This is a genomic window from Nostoc sp. FACHB-152 (assembly GCF_014697475.1).
In the GTDB taxonomy this organism is placed as follows: domain Bacteria; phylum Cyanobacteriota; class Cyanobacteriia; order Cyanobacteriales; family Nostocaceae; genus Nostoc_B.
This window is the reverse complement of the sequence record NZ_JACJRV010000097.1, coordinates 1-20,474: the sequence shown is the minus strand read 5'-3', so window position 1 is coordinate 20,474 and position 20,474 is coordinate 1. Positions and strand designations below refer to the sequence as shown.

At 40.9% G+C, this 20,474-nt stretch carries 16 protein-coding genes; 12 read left to right on the top strand and 4 right to left on the bottom strand.

The window, feature by feature from the left end:
- The first annotated feature begins 226 nt into the window (after positions 1-226).
- The 5 genes from H6G76_RS32240 to H6G76_RS32220 all read left to right on the top strand — a co-directional run bounded on the left by H6G76_RS32240 (position 227) and on the right by H6G76_RS32220 (position 6,587).
- On the top strand, positions 227-1,042 hold the full coding sequence (locus H6G76_RS32240) for an ABC transporter permease (RefSeq protein WP_190709984.1): 816 nt from the start codon (positions 227-229) through the stop codon (positions 1,040-1,042).
- A 109-nt stretch (positions 1,043-1,151) separates the two neighbouring features.
- Complete coding sequence (locus H6G76_RS32235; RefSeq protein WP_190709983.1) at positions 1,152-2,501, top strand: FAD-binding oxidoreductase; 1,350 nt, start codon at positions 1,152-1,154, stop codon at positions 2,499-2,501.
- Between the two features lie 189 nt (positions 2,502-2,690).
- On the top strand, positions 2,691-3,737 hold the full coding sequence (gene rtcA / locus H6G76_RS32230; RefSeq protein ID WP_190709981.1) for an RNA 3'-terminal phosphate cyclase: 1,047 nt from the start codon (positions 2,691-2,693) through the stop codon (positions 3,735-3,737).
- A gap of 219 nt (positions 3,738-3,956) precedes the next feature.
- Positions 3,957-5,075: a site-2 protease family protein gene (locus H6G76_RS32225; protein ID WP_190709979.1), complete on the top strand. Its 1,119-nt coding sequence runs from the start codon at positions 3,957-3,959 to the stop codon at positions 5,073-5,075.
- Positions 5,076-5,270: 195 nt separating this feature from the next.
- A complete protein-coding gene (locus H6G76_RS32220) occupies positions 5,271-6,587 on the top strand; it encodes a hypothetical protein (RefSeq protein WP_190709977.1) in 1,317 nt (438 codons plus the stop codon).
- A 120-nt stretch (positions 6,588-6,707) separates the two neighbouring features.
- Here the strand turns inward: H6G76_RS32220 and H6G76_RS32215 are convergent, their stop codons facing one another.
- Positions 6,708-12,212, bottom strand: coding sequence for an ATP-binding sensor histidine kinase (locus tag H6G76_RS32215; protein WP_190709974.1), 5,505 nt, complete (start codon positions 12,210-12,212; stop codon positions 6,708-6,710).
- Positions 12,213-12,484: 272 nt separating this feature from the next.
- Between H6G76_RS32215 and H6G76_RS32210 the strand changes: the two genes are divergently transcribed.
- The 3 genes from H6G76_RS32210 to H6G76_RS32200 all read left to right on the top strand — a co-directional run bounded on the left by H6G76_RS32210 (position 12,485) and on the right by H6G76_RS32200 (position 14,449).
- Positions 12,485-13,090: a VWA domain-containing protein gene (locus tag H6G76_RS32210; RefSeq protein WP_190709972.1), complete on the top strand. Its 606-nt coding sequence runs from the start codon at positions 12,485-12,487 to the stop codon at positions 13,088-13,090.
- A 108-nt stretch (positions 13,091-13,198) separates the two neighbouring features.
- Positions 13,199-13,804: a VWA domain-containing protein gene (locus tag H6G76_RS32205; RefSeq protein WP_190709970.1), complete on the top strand. Its 606-nt coding sequence runs from the start codon at positions 13,199-13,201 to the stop codon at positions 13,802-13,804.
- 216 nt (positions 13,805-14,020) lie between these two features.
- Positions 14,021-14,449 carry a salt stress protein, Slr1339 family gene (locus H6G76_RS32200; RefSeq protein WP_190709968.1) on the top strand — a complete coding sequence of 143 codons (429 nt, stop codon included), beginning with the start codon at positions 14,021-14,023 and terminating at the stop codon, positions 14,447-14,449.
- A 73-nt stretch (positions 14,450-14,522) separates the two neighbouring features.
- Here H6G76_RS32200 and H6G76_RS32195 read toward each other — a convergent pair whose 3' ends face one another.
- A complete protein-coding gene (locus H6G76_RS32195; RefSeq protein WP_190709966.1) occupies positions 14,523-14,906 on the bottom strand; it encodes a helix-turn-helix domain-containing protein in 384 nt (127 codons plus the stop codon).
- 138 nt (positions 14,907-15,044) lie between these two features.
- Between H6G76_RS32195 and H6G76_RS32190 the strand changes: the two genes are divergently transcribed.
- A complete protein-coding gene (locus tag H6G76_RS32190; protein ID WP_190709963.1) occupies positions 15,045-15,668 on the top strand; it encodes an FMN-dependent NADH-azoreductase in 624 nt (207 codons plus the stop codon).
- Positions 15,669-15,811: 143 nt separating this feature from the next.
- Here H6G76_RS32190 and psaK read toward each other — a convergent pair whose 3' ends face one another.
- Positions 15,812-16,072 carry a photosystem I reaction center subunit PsaK gene (psaK, locus tag H6G76_RS32185; protein ID WP_190709961.1) on the bottom strand — a complete coding sequence of 87 codons (261 nt, stop codon included), beginning with the start codon at positions 16,070-16,072 and terminating at the stop codon, positions 15,812-15,814.
- 370 nt (positions 16,073-16,442) lie between these two features.
- On the opposite strand from psaK, the gene H6G76_RS32180 reads away from it, so the two are divergent.
- Both H6G76_RS32180 and H6G76_RS32175 read left to right on the top strand, forming a co-directional pair.
- Entirely contained in the window at positions 16,443-16,877 is a 435-nt protein-coding gene (locus H6G76_RS32180; protein ID WP_190709959.1) for a SufE family protein, read from the top strand.
- Positions 16,878-16,893: 16 nt separating this feature from the next.
- Positions 16,894-17,802 carry an alpha/beta fold hydrolase gene (locus tag H6G76_RS32175; RefSeq protein WP_190709957.1) on the top strand — a complete coding sequence of 303 codons (909 nt, stop codon included), beginning with the start codon at positions 16,894-16,896 and terminating at the stop codon, positions 17,800-17,802.
- Between the two features lie 64 nt (positions 17,803-17,866).
- Here the strand turns inward: H6G76_RS32175 and H6G76_RS32170 are convergent, their stop codons facing one another.
- Positions 17,867-18,379 (bottom strand): hypothetical protein, encoded by a 513-nt coding sequence (locus H6G76_RS32170; protein ID WP_190709955.1) that lies wholly within the window; start codon positions 18,377-18,379, stop codon positions 17,867-17,869.
- A gap of 554 nt (positions 18,380-18,933) precedes the next feature.
- On the opposite strand from H6G76_RS32170, the gene aroA reads away from it, so the two are divergent.
- The gene (gene aroA, locus H6G76_RS32165; RefSeq protein WP_190709953.1) at positions 18,934-20,286 is read left to right on the top strand and encodes a 3-phosphoshikimate 1-carboxyvinyltransferase; all 1,353 of its coding nucleotides are present in this window, start codon (positions 18,934-18,936) and stop codon (positions 20,284-20,286) included.
- The last annotated feature ends 188 nt before the right edge of the window (positions 20,287-20,474 follow it).

The following is a 20,474-nucleotide window of genomic DNA, read 5'->3' as shown; positions in this document are numbered from 1 at the left end:
GATTCTGTTCAATGTGGTTCAGTATGTCGCACATTTTTCTGTGTAAAAAAAGCTTTCTGATGTTCTTTTATCACAGAATGATACTATTTTGGAGATGTCTATTGTTTAGCCGCAGCGATGAGTAGGCAATAGGCAACAGGTTTGAAAGTCTCTTGGCATATAGTTTTCTTAAAATTTGTACCTCATTCACCTGTAACCTGCTGTAACTAAACGCCGAGAAACACCGATGAATATTATTGATAAGAATATCCGAAATAAATTTATTTCTGCTGAAGTGTTAGCACCTATAATAGTTGGGGTGTTAGTGTTAGTGCTGTGGGATATTTTAGTACGCCTAACTAAATTACCACCTTATATTCTGCCTAGCCCTTTATTAGTATTTAAAACGTTAATTGCCGACTGGAACGAGTTATTTTCTTCGTTATTAATTACGTTACAAATTACAGTTGTTGCTTTTATTGCTGCTGCCGTTTCTGGTTTATTAATCGCAATTTTATTTACTCAAAGTAAGTGGATCGAAAAAAGTTTATTTCCCTATGCGGTCATTCTACAGACAACACCGATAGTTGCGATCGCACCTTTAATCATCCTCTGGTTTAAAAACAACACCTTTGCCGCCCTTGTAGTCTGTGCCTGGATAGTCGCCTTTTTCCCCATCGTTTCTAACACTACCCTCGGACTCAACAGCGTTGACCGCAACTTACTCAACCTCTTTCAACTCTACAAAGCCTCACGCTGGCAAACTCTATGGTATCTCCGCTTACCCAGTGCCATGCCTTATTTTTTGGGTGGGTTGAAAATTAGCGGTGGTCTATCCCTAATTGGCGCAGTCGTCGCTGAATTTGTCGCCGGAACCGGTGGGGCAAAATCTGGCATTGCCTACCGTATCCTAATTTCTAGCTACAACCTGCAAATTCCCAGGATGTTCGCCGCCTTATTCCTCACTACAGGCTTAGGTGTACTCATATTTGTCAGCCTCAGTTACCTATCAGACCTTATATTAAGTAAATGGCACGAAAGTGCTGTTAAACATGAAAATTAGGTTTTAAAACGCAGAGGTATGCTGAGGAAAGCGCAGAGGTACGCTGAGAATCAAAACCTCCGCGTTCCTTTGCGTTAACCTTCACGCCCCTTTGCGTTAAAAAAACACTATGACAACTACCAATTTAGATAACCTCCGTGCTGCTTTTACAGGCATAGAAACTATCACAGATCCTCATCAAGTAGCCAAACTATCCCAGGACTACCACACCTTTAGCCCCATCCTCGTACCCAAACTTGCAGGCAAAGTCGGGGATATTGTGGTGCGTCCTGCAAATGAAGAGGAAGTATTAGAAGTGGCGGCAACTTGTGCGAAATTACGCGTACCTGTAACTGTGCGCGGCGCAGGTACAGGGAATTATGGGCAATGCGTACCGATGCACGGCGGCGTAATTTTAGACATGACCAAGATGCAAGAAATCCTCTGGGTAAAACCAGGGGTAGCGCGGGTAGAAGCAGGCGTGAAATTAGCAGCCTTAGATAAAAAAGCGCGAGAAACTGGCTGGGAAATGCGGATGGCTCCTTCTACTTACCGGACAGCCACTATTGCGGGGTTTGTCGCTGGCGGAAGTGGTGGTATTGGGTCGATACAGTATGGGTTATTAGGCGATCGCGGCAATCTTTTAGCACTACGAGTGGTAACTTTAGAAGATGAACCCCGTGTAATTGAACTACGTGGTGACGACGTGCAGAAAGTCAATCATGCTTGGGGAATCAACGGTATCATCACAGAAGTAGAAATTCCTCTTGGCCCTGCTTATCCTTGGGCGGAAGTAATTGTTACCTTTGATGACTTTATGACAGCCGCCAAGTTTGGGCAGTCTTTGGGTAACGCCGATGGCATGATTAAAAAACTAATCTCTATCTTTGCATCTCCCATCCCGCAATACTTTACTGCCCTGCACCCATATATTCCTGAAGGTACTCACCCAGCATTATTAATGGTTGCAGAATCCAGTTTAGAATTATTGCCAGGTTTAGTGCAGCAATACGGTGGCAAAATTACCTATCAAAAGCCAGCGCAAGAAGCAGGTAAAGGCATACATTTAGCAGAATATACCTGGAACCACACCACATTACACGCTCGGATTGTAGATACTTCTATTACCTACTTGCAAAGTATCTTCCCAGCCGAGAAAGGTTTGGAATTAGTTGAAGAGTTATATCATCATTTCGGTGATGAGGTGAGGATGCACTTAGAATTTATTCGCGTCAATGGCAGGGTTATACCTGCTGCTTTGCAACTTGTAAGTTATACCACCGAAGAACGCCTGTATGAGATTATTCACTACCACGAAGCCAAAGGTGTATTTATTGCCAATCCTCACACATATATTATTGAGGACGGCGGTAGAAAAGTGATTGATCCTGAGCAGTTAAAGTTTAAGGAAATGGTTGACCCCTATGGACTGATGAATCCTGGTAAGAGCAAAGTGCTAGAATTCAAAACCCACAACTAAACCCAATTGCCTATTGCCTGTTGCCTATTACCTCTTACCTGTTGCCTATTGCCTCTTACCTATTCCCTATTGCCTCTTACCTATCACCTATTACCATTCCCTCCTATCAATCTGTGCATCTAGGTTGATCTGTGCTTTAATTGTCAAAACTGTGGGCATAACCCAAAACCCATCTTCTAATCATTGCTCATGATTGACATTGACGGTTCCTTTGGAGAGGGAGGCGGACAAGTTCTCCGCACTTGCCTCAGTTTAGCCGCTATAACTGGTGAACCTATCCGCATTACAGCTATTCGCGCCGGACGCAAAAGGCCAGGTTTAGCTGCACAACACCTCACAGCAGTACGTGCTGCGGCCAAAATTTGCCATGCTCAACTACAGGGTGATGCTTTAGGTTCGATGATGCTGGAATTCATTCCCAGCACTCCGGTACAGGCAGGAACTTATACCTTTGATGTTAGTGAAGTTCTAGAAGGCGGTTCATCTGGGGCAATTACTTTAGTTTTACAAACTATTCTCTTACCGTTAGCTCTAGCCAAGGGAAACTCTCAAGTAACCTTACGCGGCGGAACTCATGTCATCTTTAGCCCAACGGTGACGTATATTGAGCAGGTCTATCTACCAATGCTCATGCGTATGGGGATCAAAGCTGCTGTGAAATTAGGTGCTTGGGGGTGGTATCCTCAAGGCGGCGGCGAGGTAAAAATGCAGGTGAGTGGCGATCGCCAGCTTAATGGTATAAATTTGCTAACGCGGGGAAATTTACAGCAAGTTCGCGGACTAGCTGTGGTGACAGAATTACCTGCTCATATTCCTCAACGTATGGCAAATCGGGCTGAGAATTTATTGCGAACATCGGGATTAAAAGCTTCTATACAAGCCTTACGAGAAAAGGGTAAAGCACCAGGAGCAGGTATTTTTCTCACTGCTGAGTATGAAAATAGTTTGACAGGATTCGGTGGATTTGGACGTTGGCGAATGTCATCTGAAAAAGTCGCAGAAATCGCCTGCGAACAGTTGCTCAAGTTTCACCAAACGGGCGCGCCAGTCGATGAGCATTTAGGAGATCAGTTAATCTTACCAGCGACTTTAGCCTCACAAGAAAGTCAATACCGTGTAGCAGACATAAGTACTCATTTAACAACAAATGCAGCCGTTATTGAAAAGTTTGGGCTGTCGCGCGTAATTGTGGATAAGGTTGAAAATATTATCAAGGTAATACCTTTGAACACTTAAATCGTAGTTTAGGCATAGTTTAAAACATCAGCTAACCATAAAAGCAAGCCAAAAAAAGACTTTTAAGCCTATTACCTGCTATTTAATTACCGTTAACCGCACTTATCCGGACGGAGACTACTACTACTAGACAGTTTAATCTTTATTTACATTTCGTTACACTAAAGACATCGAGAGCAGTAAAAATACATCTCTCGGCAGCATTCAAAGGTGAACGGCATGAACGGCACAATTCGCGTTGGGAATCTCTTTGGGATTCCGTTTTACATCCATCCCTCATGGTTTTTGGTTCTCGGTTTAGTAACCTGGAGCTATAGTGGTGGGCTTTTAGCGCAGTTTCCCCAACTACCAGGGGGTTTAGGTTTGCTACTAGGATTGATGACAGCGCTATTATTGTTTGCCTCTGTCGTCGCCCACGAATTAGGACATAGCTTCGTGGCCATTCGCCAAGGAATTGATGTTAAATCCATCACCTTGTTTATTTTTGGCGGTTTGGCAAGTTTAGAAAAAGAATCAAAAACTCCCGCCGAAGCTTTTTGGGTTGCGATCGCTGGCCCATTAGTTAGTCTAATACTATGCGGTATCTTTACAGCGATTGGTGTGACAACCCCTGTATCTGGGCCAATAGCAGCAATTTTGGGTGTACTAGCAACTGTTAACTTAGCGTTAGCATTGTTTAACCTGATTCCTGGTTTGCCCTTAGATGGCGGTAATATCCTCAAAGCCTTAGTTTGGAAAATTACAGGTAACCCTTATAAAGGTGTCAGCTTTGCCAGTCGAGTTGGCCAAATCTTTGGTTGGGTGGCGATCGCCTCTGGGATAATTCCTTTAATATTCTTTGGCAGCTTGGCTAATGTCTGGAACCTGTTAATCGGTTTCTTCTTATTGCAAAACGCTGGTAATGCAGCCCAATTTGCCAGAGTGCAAGCAAAACTAGACGGTTTAACAGCCGCAGATGTCGTCACCACCAACAGCCCCATCATATCTGCAAATGTGAGCTTGAGAGAATTTGCCGATGAGCAAATCATCCAAGGCTGGCGTAGGTTCTTGGTAACAGATGATGACGGACAATTGATCGGTGCAGTTGTTGCCGATGACTTGCGAACCATACCCACAACCCAGTGGTCAGAAACTGAAGTTAAACAAATCATGCGCCCAGTTGCTGCATCGACTACAGTAAAATCAGATCAACCCCTTTTAGAAGTTATACAGCTACTCGAACAACAAAAACTCTCAGCCTTAGCTGTAATTCGGGAAAACGGCGTACTAGTGGGAATTTTGGAAAAAACAGCGATTATCCAGCTACTGCAAAACGAACCCCTAGCTAACCCTGCATAGATATTTCAACACAAAATACTCCTTCTCGTATCTCCCTCAGTAAATCTGAGGGAGTTTTTTTGTGAATTGGTATCAAGGTGAAGTTCGACGAATTTACGTAAATTAACACAGCAATTTAGAAAAACGAAGTTATTTTGGTGTGATGTCAGGGAACTCTAAGCAATAACGTTTAGTGTGCCAAGCAGGATGTAACTTATGGATAAATCCATTATTCAGTTAGTTGATGAGTTACCCAGTGACAATATTACTATCAAAGTTTTAAAAGCTCTTGATTACGTAGCCCCAGGACAGTGGGATAATTTGGTAGGATTTGATAATAGCATCCGTTCGATTACTGGTGAAACCGATGCTAAAGTCATCCAAAGAATACGCGATCGCGCTGCTGCATTATATATAGCTCCAAAATACGGCTATCAAGCAGCCATCAAACTTTATCAAACCATTGACAAAGCCGATACAGCAATGGCAACTGCGGCTTTAGCCAATAAAGTTGGTGAAAAAATCGGCTTTCTGTCTTTTTTAAGTAACATTACGCCCAAAGCCGATGTCACCCAAACAATTGACTTAGTTCTCAAAATTGCTATCGAAATTATCGCCTTCTGCAAACTTAACGGCATTCCTCAACCTAACCCTCAAGAGTTTGCCAATTCTTTAGCTAACAACTATCAAAACGCCTCCCTGATGCGGATGGCTGCTTTAGTTTGTATAGATGGAATTTTACCTCTAGGCCCCGACTTTCTCAGTAAGATTCAGAACATGATTAGCGGTACAGATGCTAATAATGCGATCGCGCAAAATCCCATCTTCCAAGCAGTGAATAACTCTCTGCCTGGTAATAGTCCCTCTGATAAAGTTGGTTTCATTGCCCAAGGTTTTAACTCTGTGCAAGGCTGGATGAATAACTTAGTAGCCAAGACAGGTGTTACACCACAATCAATTGCTGGTGGTTTGAGTAGTTTTATTCAGATTGCTGATGATAATTTAGACTTTGTAGCAGCCTTCTTAGATCAAACTACCAACTATTACGAGCATACAGGTATTCAAACTGTCGCTCGCAGTTTAATTTTACAAGCTCATAATCTAGTCAAAGCAGAAATTGCCCAAGAAGCACAACAGCCACAAAAACAAGATACATTATCTGCTACTAAGTCTAAGTCCAATACTATCCAGTATGCAGTCAATAGCACAGTAGAAGTCTGGGATGAGGAAGAAGAAGATTGGTATCAAGGTACAATTCAGAGAATTAAAGATGACCAGTTCTATATTAATTATGTTGGCTCTGGTTCATCTTCTAATGAGTGGGTTGGCGAAGAGAATGTTAGAATCCGCGACTATGAATCAGCCGATGATAATGGATATGCCGTAGGTCAAAAAGTAAAATATTGGGATGAAGACAATGAAGAATGGTATACCGCAATAATTGAAGAAATTCGCGGTCAACAATACTTTGTTCATTACGTTGGTTATGACACTTCTTATGATGAGTGGTTAGATTTAGAAGAAATTGTCTAACTATTAAATCGGCACAGGGTATTACTACGCAACCTGTGCCATAATTACTCACTCTGCGTAACGGCAGTCCGCTCAAGTCGGGAAACCCGCCCACGCGGCTGCCTCAACTTTGCGTTTACCTTAGCGTCCCTCTGCGTTAAAAAACGAAGTGTGCGAAACTTTGCCACTAGCTGCCAGCGAAAGTGGAATGCGGATAATAAACTCTGCTCCCTGGCCTGGTGCTGAGTTGCAACAGAGAGAGCCACCGTGTTTTTCAGTGACAATTTGATAGCTAATCGACAAGCCCATACCTGTGCCTTTACCTACAGGTTTTGTGGTAAAGAAAGGATCAAATAAGCGCTGTCGAACTGCTTCTGGCATACCCAGACCATTGTCTGCAATGCGGATTTCGACTTGATGAGTATTACTTTGTTCTGTGTGAATAATAATCCTTGGACTAGCTATTTTTTCTGGATTTTTGACTAATGACTCTTCTAAAGCATCGATCGCATTACTCAACACATTCATAAATACCTGATTCAATTCTCCTGCATAACATTCCACTAGAGGTAGCTTGTCATAATCTTTGATAATTTCAATTCCTGGATGCTCTGGCTTTGCTTTCAATCGGTGTTGCAAAATCATCAAGGTACTGTCAATACCTTCATGAATATTGACGGCTTTTCTCTCCGCTTCGTCCATCCGCGAGAAGGTTCGCAGAGAAGCCACAATTTGACGAATCCGATCTGCTCCTAGATGCATAGAGGACAATAGCTTAGGCAAATCTTCTAGCAGAAATTCTAAATCGATGGCTTGGGCTTCTTCTTGAATTTCTGGATCTGGCGATGGATAATGTTTTTGGTAAAGTTCTAGCAGTCCTAGCAACTCTTGGGTGTATTCGTTGGCATAACTGAGATTACCAAAGATAAAATTGACCGGGTTGTTGATTTCATGAGCAACGCCAGCTACCAGCTGTCCTAAGCTGGACATTTTCTCTGTTTGCACAAGTTGAGCCTGTGTTTTTTGGAGTTTGTCTAGATATTGTTGGAGTTGTTTAGCTTTCTCTCGCTCTCGCGCTTCGGAGGCTTGCAAAGCTGCGTTTTTAACTTCGAGTTCTTGTGAGTAATTTTGCAAATTAGTATATAGACGGGCGTTATCAATAGCGATGGAAATTTGTGCTGTCAGTAAACTTAGCACCTTGACTCTTTCTGGGGTAAAAGCACCAGGGATCAGATTATTTTCCAGGTAAATGATACTAGTAAATTTGCCAGAATGAATTAACGGCAAACATAAAATCGACTTAGATTGGTGAGCAGCAATATAACCATCAGTTGCAAAGCGTGAGTCTTTTACAGCATCTTCGATAACGAGGTTTTCTCTAGTTCTCTCAACATAGTTAAATAAGGCAATTGGTAATAAAGGAAAATTTGTTTTTGGCTGCGAGTTAACAACAACACTAACTTCTTTGCCTTGAACAATTCCTGCCGCTTCTAGTATCCATTCATCTTCGTGCTTGGCAATTAAGTAACCTTGGACAGCACCAGCATTCTCGATGCTAATTTTCATCATTTTTTCGAGCAAGCGATTTAGCATCATTTCTTCTGACAACACGTGTGAAGCTTTCATCACCGTCATCAAATCAAGAAGATGAGAGCCTCCAGTAGTAGTAGAACTGGTTTGAGTTAGTTCTTTGTAATTGGTTTCCAGCTTTTGTGTGTTTGCAGCTCGTGTAATTAATTGTGGGTATTTTGATTCTAAATCTTTGACTTTAGCCATTGCCCCCCAACAGAAATAGGCATAGTAAGCATTGGTCATGTAGGTTTTAGCAATAGTTTTTTTACCCCATGACAAATAAAATTTAGCTGCAAGTTCGTGAGCTATTGCTTCTTCATTGATGTATTCGTTTTCTTTGGCGAGTGCGATCGCTTTATCATACATCTCGATTGCTTCTAGTTTTTCGCCTAAAACCCGATGCCGTTCTGCCTCTACTAAATAGAATTTATGCAGATGATTCATTGGAGCATGATGCGCCCATTTTTGCATTTTTTCTTGATTAGATTGGACGCGCTCAAGGATGACGTTTTGCTCTGACTCTTGGCTATTGGGATAAACCGTTAGCCGGACTAAAGAGTCGTAAAAATGGAACAGAGGAATAAGCGGCAATCCTAGCACTGCGTCTAAATACTTCTCTGCTAAACCAATATTTGCAATCGCTTCTGAATAATTTTCAAACCAGTAATTAAGTAAAAGTTTGTTCCAATATATGTAGTAAATTCCCGTTTTGTCGTTCGCTTGCTGGTGCAATGGTAATCTTATCTGCTCATTGCAGGCTTCACCCTTTAGTCCGCAAGTATTTTCACTCTTTCCGAGCAGATTTAATACAGCCTGCCAATAGATTTCGTGATAATTGAGTGCTGTTTCTTGCTTAGTTTTATCAAGGGCATCTCTGTTGATTGCCATCTCTTTTTCAAGGACAGTCAATTCTTTGCCGCTAAAGTAAGCAAAATAGGAGTACAGCATTAAACCAAAGGCAGCATACTGTAAATCTCCTGTCTCCAGTCCGGTAGAGTAAGCTGATACCAAAGGTTCTAAGGTTTGTCTCAGATGCTCTTTCCAAGGTCGGATAAATATATTTACCATAACGACTGTCTTGGCTTTGATTTCTTGAGCATTCAAAGTTGACAGCAAACTTAAAGCTAATTGACCGAACTGATAACCCGAATCAATATCTCCCACAACACCGCAAAGCAGAAGACCATAATTTGCATAAGCAAAGGGAGACACCGAAGCATTACCATATTGGACAGATAAATTTACTTGTTTGCACACCGTCAAGGGTACTAGTTGTGGAGCAGCAATGTATGCAGCTGCAAAGATGCTTGATAAAAGTCTCATGGCTGCTAATTTATAGGTATCGGTCATTTGAGTCAGATTGACTAAATTTTCAATTCGCAAGCCATTCAACATTGCCGCAGTTTCTTGCAAACCCTGACCAATATCTGAGAGATTCACTTGTTCGGGAAACTCAATTCCCAACAGCTTTAAAGTTTGTAGCCCTGTATTAACTGCTTCTATTAGCTTGTTCTGCAACACATAAGCTTGAATCTGGACTTCATAGACCTTCACTTTATCGAGTAGGGTTTGGGCTTGTTGCTGCACTACCTCAACGAATCCCTGCATTTCATTAAAATCACCGCTCAAAAAAGCTGCCTCTGCTGCTTCTGAGTGTAGTGATAATGTCAGTTCATATTGACACTTCCAGCTTTCTTCTGCTAACAATCGCAAACCAACTTGTAAATATTTGAGGGCAGAATCATGGGCTGTAGCTGCTTTTGCTCTTTGACCTGCTATCAGGTTAAGTTCGGCTAGCTCATATTTTTCTGTTTTAGATAACAGTAATTCAGTACCGTAATTGAGTTGATTAACTAGAGCAAAGACATTTTCTTTGCGTGCTTCTGGAGTAGTATTTTGTAGCAGTAATTGACCAATTTTTAAGTGAGTTGCTTTTTTCTCTTCATCAGGAATTAAAGAATATGCCGCTTGCTGCACTCGGTCATGTAAGAATTTGTAGTCTACTTTGACATCCGTTAAACTAATCTTGCCTGATTCTTCCTGACCAAACACTAAAGGAATTTTGTAATCTTGAGTTAATGGCAAAATTAACCCAGCTTGCAGTGCAGACCACAATTGTGCTGCTGTAGTTAGAGGTGATGCTTGATTAATGATCGCTAATACATCTAAGTTAAATGTACTGCCAATACAAGCAGATAACTTTAATACTTTTTGCGTCTCTAATGACAGCTTGCAAATATTTCTTGCCGTTAGTTCAACAACATTCAGATCAGTAATTCCAATCGCTTGAATATGGTGAATATTCCATTCCCAGACTCCTGAATGGAATTCATAGGTTAACAAATCTTCTTGATGTAGAGTTTTTAGCAGTTGCGTTAAAAAGAAAGGGTTCCCCCCAGTTTTGTGAAATAATAATTCTGCTAGTGGTTTGGTGTGTTCTGTGTCATTCAACGTATCGCTAACTAATGCTTCTACATCTATGAATTCCAACGGTGACAAGACAATGTTATTTACCACCGCCTCTGCTGTTTGAATCTTTTTCAAACTCATCATCAGTGGATGAGTGGGTGAAACTTCGTTATCGCGGTATGCTCCAATTAATAATAGATATTGGCGTTGCCCCCTATCTGTCATCAATAGCTCAATTAAGTTTAAAGATGCCGAATCTGCCCACTGTAAATCATCCAAGAAAATAACTAAAGGATGGTCTTGGGTTGTAAATACACTAATAAATTCCCCAAAGACACGATTGAAACGATTTTGCGATTCCGCCGCACCCAATTTTGTTACAGGTGGCTGAGTCCCAATAATCAATTCCACTTCTGGAATCACATCGATAATAATTTGCCCGTTCTCACCCAACGCAGTTAATAGTTTCTCTTTCCATGCTTGGATTTGAGCAACACTTTCGGTAAGTAATTGCTCAATTAAAGATTTGAATGCCTGAATCAACGAAGCATAAGGAATATTACGCTTGAACTGGTCAAACTTGCCGGCAATGAAATAACCTCTTGCGCCCACAATTGGTTTATGAACTTCATTCACAACACTAGTTTTACCAATCCCTGAATAACCAGAAACAAGCATCATTTCGCTTGCACCAAGGCTAACTCGTTCAAATGCAGCCATCAAAGTTGCGACTTCTGTTTCCCTTCCGTATAGTTTTTGGGGAATCAAAAAATGCCCAGATTTGTCCAGTCTTCCCGGTACGAAGTTTTCAATTTTGCCAGTTGTTTGCAGTTGAAACAAACATTCTTCTAAATCTGCTTTCAATCCCCAAGCACTTTGATACCGCTCCTCTGCTGTTTTCGCTAATAGCTTTAAAATAATTGCGCTAATCGCCTCTGGTACGTCTTCCAAAACACGACACACAGTCTCTTTACAAGGTGCGGCGGGCATTTTGGCAATGTGACAGTGTACCAATTCCATCGGGTCGTTAGTATGAAATGGCAAAGTACCAGTCAGCATTTCATACAACGTCACACCCAAAGAATAAAAATCAGTGCGATAATCAATGGCGCGATTCATTCTCCCTGTTTGTTCAGGCGACATATAGGCAAGTGTACCTTCGAGCAAATTCGGATTGCTCAAGGTAGGATTTTCTTTATCTAGGCGTGAAGAAATACTAAAATCAATTAATTTAACTTCCCCAGATTCGGGGTTAATCAGAATATTATGTGGCTTAATATCTTTATGAATAATTTGTTGGGCGTGCAACTCTCCTAAAGTGTGTGCCAGATTAATTCCCACCTTGAGAAAAGTAATCAAGCTCGTTGTTTGATTGGCAATTACTTCTTTGAGCAAGCAACCGGGGATGTCTTCTAAAACTAAAGCTAGTCCGTGCTGATAATTTTTTAACTCATATGCTTTAACAATGCCAGAAATTTGCAGTGGCTCAATGATTTGATATTCGTGTCTGAGTCGGGCAATGTCTTCTAAAAGCGGATGTTCATCAATATGAGTTTTGACAATGACTGAAGCGTTATCTGTTTCTCGCCGTCCACGATAAATAACAGTTTTATTACCAGAGTGAAGAGTCTCAAGGAGCTGATAACCAGATAAAGTTGCTGTCATTACTTTCCCTTGCAATATAAGCATTCTTAATATGCCCTTGCAAGTTTAGATATGTAACATTTATTACAAACATACACATATTTTCATAAGCTGTTACGAACTCTAATTTACCTTGTAAAATTCTTGGCTTGCTTGTCTTGTTAGTGCTTTTTACTTACTCAAAAGTTTTATAAAGTTTATGTTACATCCTTCAACCTATACCTAACAAGTTTGCAGAATTACAATACTCGTAGACTAGACTAGTAGCACAGGGTAACAATTTAGAGGAAGATATGATGAGCGATCGCGACTATACATTAATCCTGGATAAAAGCGGTAGTATGTCTACTCCTGACCAGGTAGGTGGTAGAAGTAGATGGGAAATAGCTCAAGAGTCTACTCTTGCTTTAGCACGAAAATGTGAGCAATTTGACCCAGATGGCATTACAGTGTATCTATTTTCTGGCAGATTTAAACGTTACGATGATGTAACATCAGCGAAAGTTGCACAAATATTTCTCGAAAATGACCCCTCTGGTACTACCAACTTAGCATCTGTACTCCAGGATGCCATCAATAACTATTTTCAACGTAAAGCGGCTGGTAAAACTAAACCCAATGGTGAAACTATCTTAGTCATTACAGATGGTGAACCAGACGATCGCAAAGCAGTATTTGAAGTAATTATCCAAGCAACTCGTCAGATGGAACGAGATGAAGAATTAGCGATATCTATGATTCAAGTAGGCTCAGATGCCCAAGCAACGAAGTTTCTTAAAGCCTTGGACGATCAGTTACAAAGTGTTGGTGCTAAATTCGACATTTGTGATACCGTCACTTTAGAAGACTTAGAAGATATGAGTCTTGCAGATGTATTAATGAATGCGATTACAGATTGATATTTAATTAGTTCAAAGTCAATAGTCAATAGTTAGTTAATTTGGATGCTTAACAAATGACAAATTGACAAATGACGAATAACTAATAACTAATAGGAGAACTTAATTATGCTTGAAAATCGAGATTATACATTAATCCTGGATAAAAGTGGTAGTATGGCAACCCCAGACCAAAAAGGGGGTAGAAGTAGATGGGTAGCAGCGCAAGAATCTACTTTAGCTTTAGCAAGTAAGTGCGAACAATTTGATCCTGATGGCATTAATATTTATTTATTTTCAGGAAAATTTAAACGTTATGATAATGTAACTGCTAGTAAAGTTTCCCAAATATTTCAAGAAAATGACCCTTCTGGCACCACAGACTTAGCCGCAGTATTAAAACACGCGACTGATGATTACTTTCAACGCAAAGCTGCTAGTAAAACTAAGCCCAACGGTGAAACCATTTTAGTAGTAACTGACGGTGAACCAGACGATCGCAAAGCAGTTATGAAAGTGATCATTGAAGCTTCTCGCCGCATGGATAGAGATGAAGAACTAGCAATTTCCTTTATTCAAGTAGGTACAGATCAACAGGCTACCCGTTTCCTCAAAGTATTAGATGACGAACTACAAAGTGCAGGTGCTAAGTTCGATATCTGTGACACTATTACAATGGAAGATATGGAAGATTTAAGTTTATCAGAAGTGTTGCTTAATGCCATTAATGACTAATATAGCAGGCAATAGAGAATAGGCAATAGGCAACAGGGGTGAAAGTTTTTTTGTGTAATAAACTACGAATAATGAGTCCTGAAAATCACAGATAAATACTTTTTAAGCAACATCTAAGAGACTTTTACTTCTGTCACCTATTACCTGTTCTCTGTTCCCTGCTGGATGAATTATCAATTAAAAATTTTAGCGATCGCTATTATAAAATCTAAAACAATGGACTCTATTGATAAACTACTGGCTCAACTCAAGGCGGAATATGAGGAACCAAAACCTACACAACAACAGCCACCAGATTTTGTCAAACCTGCACAACAACCGTCACAACCAGATATGGTAAAACCCATCATCATATCGCAGCCTAAATCGCGATCAATTATCGATAACATTTTGGCGGAAGTAAAAGCCGATGTCGAAGCGCAAGCGGCGGCTGAAGAGTTACGCAGACAACAAGAATTAGAACAAGAACGCCTTCGCCAAGAAAAAATTAAAGCCCAACAATTAGCAGCCTTAGGAAAACAAGCCAAAGAATGGTTAGAAAAATTAGATCCTTTTTCGCCAGAAGGACTTTGGTTTGAAAGATTTGCTGAAGGCTATCCCTCAAAATTAGAAGCTGCAATTGAATATTTACAAAGTAATCAATAACCCTAGTTTTTCAATATTATTTGTTAAGGGCTATCCCCAATTACTCATATTCAGCAGTTTTCAAACCTGTTCCCTATGGCCTATCTCCTATTCCCTCTTCCCTGCTATATACTTTGTTCTTGCTGTTGAGGTGCGATAAATGTTCAACAGCCCATTCATGCATAGCATAAAGAATTGGTTTGAGACTTTCTCCTAAAGGAGTTAGTGTATATTCAACCTTTGGGGGGATTTGGGCATATACTTGTCGATGTATGATCCCATCTTCTTCCATTTCTCTTAGTTGTTGAGTTAACATCTTTTGTGTAATTCCAGGTAAAGCTCGCTGCAATTCCCCAAAACGTTTGACCCCTGTAATTAATTCTCTAATAATTAAAACTTTCCAACGTCCGCCAATTACCTTAAGAGTAGTTTCCACTTCACAGGTTAGCCTGCGATCGCTTTCGGCTTCAGCTTTCATAGTTACTTTTTAGTAAGTATCTTACTTTTGAGTGCGTACTTTCCAGATTAAGCTTATTTAGTTTAAAGTCAATTCGGTAAGTTTTTTTACTTAGCCCAAATTACATCACCTATCAGCACAATTGTATTGCGATTATCTATGGCAAATATTCTACACATTGATTCTAGCCCACGTGGTGAACGTTCTATTTCGCGATCGCTCTCCTATGAGTTCATCACATCCTGGAAGGATACTCATCCAGGTGATACAGTAACTTACCGAGATTTGGGTCATCATCCCGTTCCCCATGTAGACGAATCGTGGATAGCAGCTGCGTTTACACCACCTGAAACACACACCCCAGTGCTGACTGAGGCCATTAAGCTATCTGAAAGCTTAATTGATGAGTTTCTCGCCGCCGATCTCTACGTTTTTGGTGTGCCGATGTATAACTTGAATATTCCCTCAACCTTCAAAGCTTACATTGACCAGATAGTGCGCGTTGGTCGTACCTTTGCAGTTGGCGAAAACGGCTACATAGGCTTAGTTGATAGCAGCAAAAAAGTATTAATTATTACTTCTCGTGGTGGGGCTTTTTCTCCAGGAACTCCCTTTGCTCCCTATGATTACCAAGAGCCTTACCTTCGCGCTATTTTAGGTTTTATCGGTCTTACCGATGTTACCTTTATCAATGCTGAAAACCTAAATTCAGGTGATGATGCTCGTCAAAAATCACTAGAAGCAGCTAAAGAAGCGATCGCTCAAGCTGTGGCTAATTGGTAATGTAATATACGACAAACGCTCTATCTTCTAGGTAAAGCGCAGATTTCAAAATAAAAATGTAGAAAAGAGCTAGAAATATATATTTCTAGCTCAAATTGTTGAGACAAAATAATGTTGAGATGAAGCGAACTGTGGTTAAAACCTTAGAATCTACCCAGGTTGTGCAACCCTAAAATAATACCTACACCTAAAATGTGACCAAAGGCTGTTGTTGCCAGTAGTGCAGGTAAACCAAAGCCACCAAAGAAATTTGCAGAGGGTAAGGCTGGCTCAGAATTGGGATACTTGATGGTAGATTTGCCAAAGGTAATAGCAAAAATATTGGCGAGAATCATGATAATGCCAATTGTAGGATTCCATTGTAGGGGTGCAGTGGCAGCAGCGAGTAAGGTTGAAGTCAACACTATAATTTACTCCTGAAACTTGTGAATGAATGAAAATATCATCGGTAAATATGTGAATATATTTCAAGAGAAATCCTGATTTTGCAGCAATATTTAACAGTTTTTCTAATTCCTTAATATGAACAAATATCTGACTGCTGCTACGGAAAGGAATTTTTTGGTAAATAACTTTGATACTTTTTGTTAACAGTATATTAGTTTTATCGAAACTCAGTAGATATTTTATCAGTGGCAATGAGGTTGGTTGTTCTTTCAATTCTACTGGGTTTGGTTTCTCTCTCTTCTGTTAATCGCTGTGTTCATGGCAAGCGCGATCGCTCGCTAGATAAATTAAACTCAAGGTGAAACCGATTATTTTCTAGCTGCTCTTATGTCTTCAAGTTTAGATGCGTTACCGCCTGCATTAGCTAAAATTGTCCAACGCTTTCAACGCGCCTCTGACCCAAAACGTCGGTATGAACAACTCATCTGGTATGCCCAAAAATTGCCAGAGTTTCCGGAAGTTGGCAAAATACCAGAAAACAAAGTTCCTGGTTGCGTTTCTCAGGTGTATGTCACCGCAAACTTGCAAGATGAGAAGGTTTTATTTCAAGGAGATTCTGACTCTCAGTTAACCAAGGGGTTACTCGCTTTGTTAATTGAAGGTTTAAATGGGTTAACACCTACAGAAATTGTGCAGTTGACACCAGACTTTATTCAGGAGACTGGTTTAAACGTCAGCCTGACACCTTCGCGCGCTAACGGTTTTTATAACATTTTTAAGACAATGCAAAAAAAAGCGTTGGAATGTAAGTTAGAACAATAGCGTTGAGTAAAAACTCATGTCTACCAATTTATTATCAACTGATAACCCTGTTGGATTTGGTGGAGTAGTCAAAGAATTCCTCTGGAAATGGGAAGACCAATCGTTACGAGTGGTTTACGAAACTCTTGGTCAAGGTTCACCACTATTACTACTTCCCGCTTTCAGCAGTGTTTCGACTCGTGGGGAAATGGCAGAATTGGCAAGGTTACTCGCTCCCCAGTTTCAAATTGTCGCTGTAGATTGGCCTGGTTTTGGTGAATCTTCTCGTCCTAGTTTAGATTACCGACCAGAGTTATATCAGCAATTTTTAGCTGATTTTGTGAAATCTGTGTTTAATACAGCAATTACAGTCGTAGCGGCTGGTCATGCTGCTAGTTATGTGTTGCAACTAGCGGTGAAACAGCCTAGTGCTTTTGCCAAAATCGTCTTAGTGGCTCCGACATGGCGCGGGCCTTTGCCGACAATGGGGGCAGATCCAAAGGTAGCTGGGATGGTGAGAGAATTAGTGCGATCGCCAATTGTTGGTCAAATCCTCTACACACTCAACACCTTGCCATCTTTCTTAAATTTTATGTACCGTCGCCATGTCTTCGTAGACACATCTAGGCTGACACCCAGCTTTATCGAAAAGAAATGGCAAACAACACAACAACCAGGGGCAAGATTTGCCTCTGCTGCTTTTGTGACGGGTAACATCGACGCAGTTCACGCCCAAGCTGATTTTTTGGGACTGGTGCGCTCCCTATCTGCACCATTGATGATAGTAATTGGCGAATCTTGTCCCCCAAAATCACGCCAAGAAATGGATGCTATGGCTGCATTACCAGGAGTACAAAGTGTTGTGCTTCCTGGTTCTTTGGGAATGCATGAAGAGTACCCAGCCGCAATTTTAGAAGCGATTCAAGATTTTTTGTTTTCCCATTAAACATTATAAATATCCTCCCTTTTTCAGGGAAATTGGAAAAGGGAGGATAAAAAAGATTGAATTACTATTGCTTAATTTCTAAATTGAGGATGTATTGTCCTAATTGGACTTTATGCGACCACAATTCATATTCCAGACGCAAATGCTCTGGAAATTGTTTACCAGTGAGTTTTAATGTTTTCGTAAAATTGCGTAAGCGAATCGGTTCATTAGGTTGCAATGATTCGGTTGGCAACCAATAACGGCTAACACCGTATACACCTTGTTCCCAGAAGTGTCGGTAACTGACTTGGCCATTACCTTGCATGGTCATAATTACCCGATAGGGAGAAATTTCCAGCCACAATATTCTCGGACTACTGGGAGTGTAAGCTTTGTTTGTCCTGTGGGGTGATGTTTCTTTGGAACTAAGAGCAGTTTCCACTTCACAGGTAATTAGAGGTGGTGCAGTCAATAGTAAATGGAACCTTTGAGTATCTTTTTGATACAGTGTTCCGGGAGTTTCTACCACAGACCAGAACGGCAGGTCAGTGGAAATTAGTGATAAGCACACGGGCTTGCGATGATGTGTCAGCATGGGAGCGATAGGGGCTAAAAGCTATTTAATAACAAGATGGAATTAATACCAGGGAGTTTAGCAGTTCAGGGTGAGCAACTAAATAGTAAAACATGCTTAATCTTAACTGAATATGCTGATTTCGTAAGCTAAATATATGAACATAAAAATAAGTTAAATATAAATTTAAATATTGAAAACAACTTTTTTCAGAAGCAAGACAATTTTAAGTATAGTTACTAAACACTTGTACTTTTGTTAATACAGTTCTGTCAGTGAATAAATCAAATCATGCTTGATACTAAGTTGCGTTCAGAAATAGTATTCCTATTCCCCACTCTTTAAAGGGTGACATTGATACTTCGTTGCTTTAAAAGTATAAAAAATACTTTGAGGATTAACTGTAAGAGTCAGCTAACTATAAATAAATCAATATTTATCAAAAATAGTTATCCCAGAGTTTAAGTAAATTTAATCGGACAAATAACGATAGGATACTAGGGAAGAAGTACTTAGTAGCGACAAACATTCGTCGCAGAGAAACTTCCAGTATATTGAAAAGCCAGTATATTCTCATGTCGGCTTCTGTTATAACCCTAGAAACTCAAGAAGACTTATCTCATAAGTTAATTATCCAGCAGCCTGCTGTTGGCTTATCTTTACAGGGCAAGATTCGTGTACCTGGAGATAAATCAATTTCTCACCGGGCTTTGATGTTAGGTGCGATCGCCCAAGGTGAAACCGAAATTTCTGGGTTACTTTTAGGCGAAGACCCTCGCAGCACTGCTAGCTGTTTTCAAGCTATGGGTGCAGAAATTTCGGAACTGAATACAGAATTGGTGCGGGTAAAAGGTATTGGTTTGGGGAACTTGCATGAACCAGTCGAGGTGTTGAATGCTGGGAATTCTGGCACTACGCTGCGTCTGATGTTGGGGCTGTTGGCATCCCACGCCGGACGCTTTTTTACGGTGACTGGTGATAGTTCCCTGCGATCGCGTCCGATGTCGCGGGTAGTTAGACCTTTGGAACAAATGGGGGCGCAAATTTGGGGACGCAAGGGTAATTCTCTCGCACCTCTAGCAATTCAAGGACAAGCCCTCAAACCAATTCATTATCATTCTCCCATCGCCTCTGCCCAAGTTAAATCTTGTATCTTGTTGGCAGGTTTAAACACCGAGGGTCAAACCATCGTCACCGAACCAGCCCTTTCCCGCGACCATAGCGAACGGATGCTAAGTGCATTTGGGGCAGAAGTAATCACAGACCCAGAAACCAACACCGTGACCATTACTGGCCCCGCCCAACTTTACGGGCAGAAGGTCGTAGTTCCTGGTGATATCAGTTCTGCGGCTTTTTGGCTTGTGGCTGGGGCAATTGTGCCGGGTTCGGAACTGGTAATTGAGAATGTCGGCGTGAATCCCACCCGCACAGGTATTTTAGAAGCCTTGGAAATGATGGGTGCAGATATCCAATTAGAAAATCAGCGCGAAGTTGCAGGCGAACCAGTAGCCGATTTAAGAGTGCGTTCCAGTCGGTTAAAAAGCTGCACTATTTCTGGAGATATTATCCCCAGATTGATTGATGAAATTCCGATTTTGGCAGTAGCGGCCATATTTGCCGAAGGTAAAACTGTAATTCGGGATGCCGAAGAATTGCGTGTTAAAGAAAGCGATCGCATTGCGGTAATGGCGCAGCAACTCAACAAAATGGGTGCGAAAGTCACTGAATTACCTGATGGTATGGAGATTGTCGGCGGTACACCATTGGTAGGTACTGATGTTGATAGCCATACAGATCATCGCATTGCTATGAGTTTAGCGATCGCCGCTTTAGTCTCCAAGGGAGTCACCACCATTCACCGCGCCGAAGCAGCCGCAATTTCTTATCCCAATTTCACAGCTACATTGCAACAAATTTGCGGCGAGTAATAAATCCAAATAACCATAACTAGTAGGGTGTGTTGTCGCCTAGCGCAACGCACCTAATTATTATTCAAAATTTTGCTACATAGAATATAAGTAGAACGACATAAAAAAACCAAACTGTGTGAAGATAAGTAAATAAAGTCGATGTATCAAGCACGGTAACAAAGGTATGGGTAGCCGTTTAAGGGTAT

Bases quoted from the DNA above. Each gene is read 5' to 3' on its own strand.
- H6G76_RS32215 (WP_190709974.1), bottom strand. From the start codon at position 12,212: ATGACAGCAACTTTATCTGGTTATCAGCTCCTTGAGACTCTTCACTCT.
- H6G76_RS32235 (WP_190709983.1), top strand. From the start codon at position 1,152: ATGACAACTACCAATTTAGATAACCTCCGTGCTGCTTTTACAGGCATA.
- H6G76_RS32225 (WP_190709979.1), top strand. From the start codon at position 3,957: ATGAACGGCACAATTCGCGTTGGGAATCTCTTTGGGATTCCGTTTTAC.
- H6G76_RS32240 (WP_190709984.1), top strand. From the start codon at position 227: ATGAATATTATTGATAAGAATATCCGAAATAAATTTATTTCTGCTGAA.
- H6G76_RS32210 (WP_190709972.1), top strand. From the start codon at position 12,485: ATGATGAGCGATCGCGACTATACATTAATCCTGGATAAAAGCGGTAGT.
- H6G76_RS32205 (WP_190709970.1), top strand. From the start codon at position 13,199: ATGCTTGAAAATCGAGATTATACATTAATCCTGGATAAAAGTGGTAGT.
- H6G76_RS32200 (WP_190709968.1), top strand. From the start codon at position 14,021: ATGGACTCTATTGATAAACTACTGGCTCAACTCAAGGCGGAATATGAG.
- H6G76_RS32220 (WP_190709977.1), top strand. From the start codon at position 5,271: ATGGATAAATCCATTATTCAGTTAGTTGATGAGTTACCCAGTGACAAT.
- H6G76_RS32190 (WP_190709963.1), top strand. From the start codon at position 15,045: ATGGCAAATATTCTACACATTGATTCTAGCCCACGTGGTGAACGTTCT.
- rtcA (WP_190709981.1), top strand. From the start codon at position 2,691: ATGATTGACATTGACGGTTCCTTTGGAGAGGGAGGCGGACAAGTTCTC.
- H6G76_RS32195 (WP_190709966.1), bottom strand. From the start codon at position 14,906: ATGAAAGCTGAAGCCGAAAGCGATCGCAGGCTAACCTGTGAAGTGGAA.
- aroA (WP_190709953.1), top strand. From the start codon at position 18,934: ATGTCGGCTTCTGTTATAACCCTAGAAACTCAAGAAGACTTATCTCAT.
- H6G76_RS32180 (WP_190709959.1), top strand. From the start codon at position 16,443: ATGTCTTCAAGTTTAGATGCGTTACCGCCTGCATTAGCTAAAATTGTC.
- H6G76_RS32170 (WP_190709955.1), bottom strand. From the start codon at position 18,379: ATGCTGACACATCATCGCAAGCCCGTGTGCTTATCACTAATTTCCACT.
- H6G76_RS32175 (WP_190709957.1), top strand. From the start codon at position 16,894: ATGTCTACCAATTTATTATCAACTGATAACCCTGTTGGATTTGGTGGA.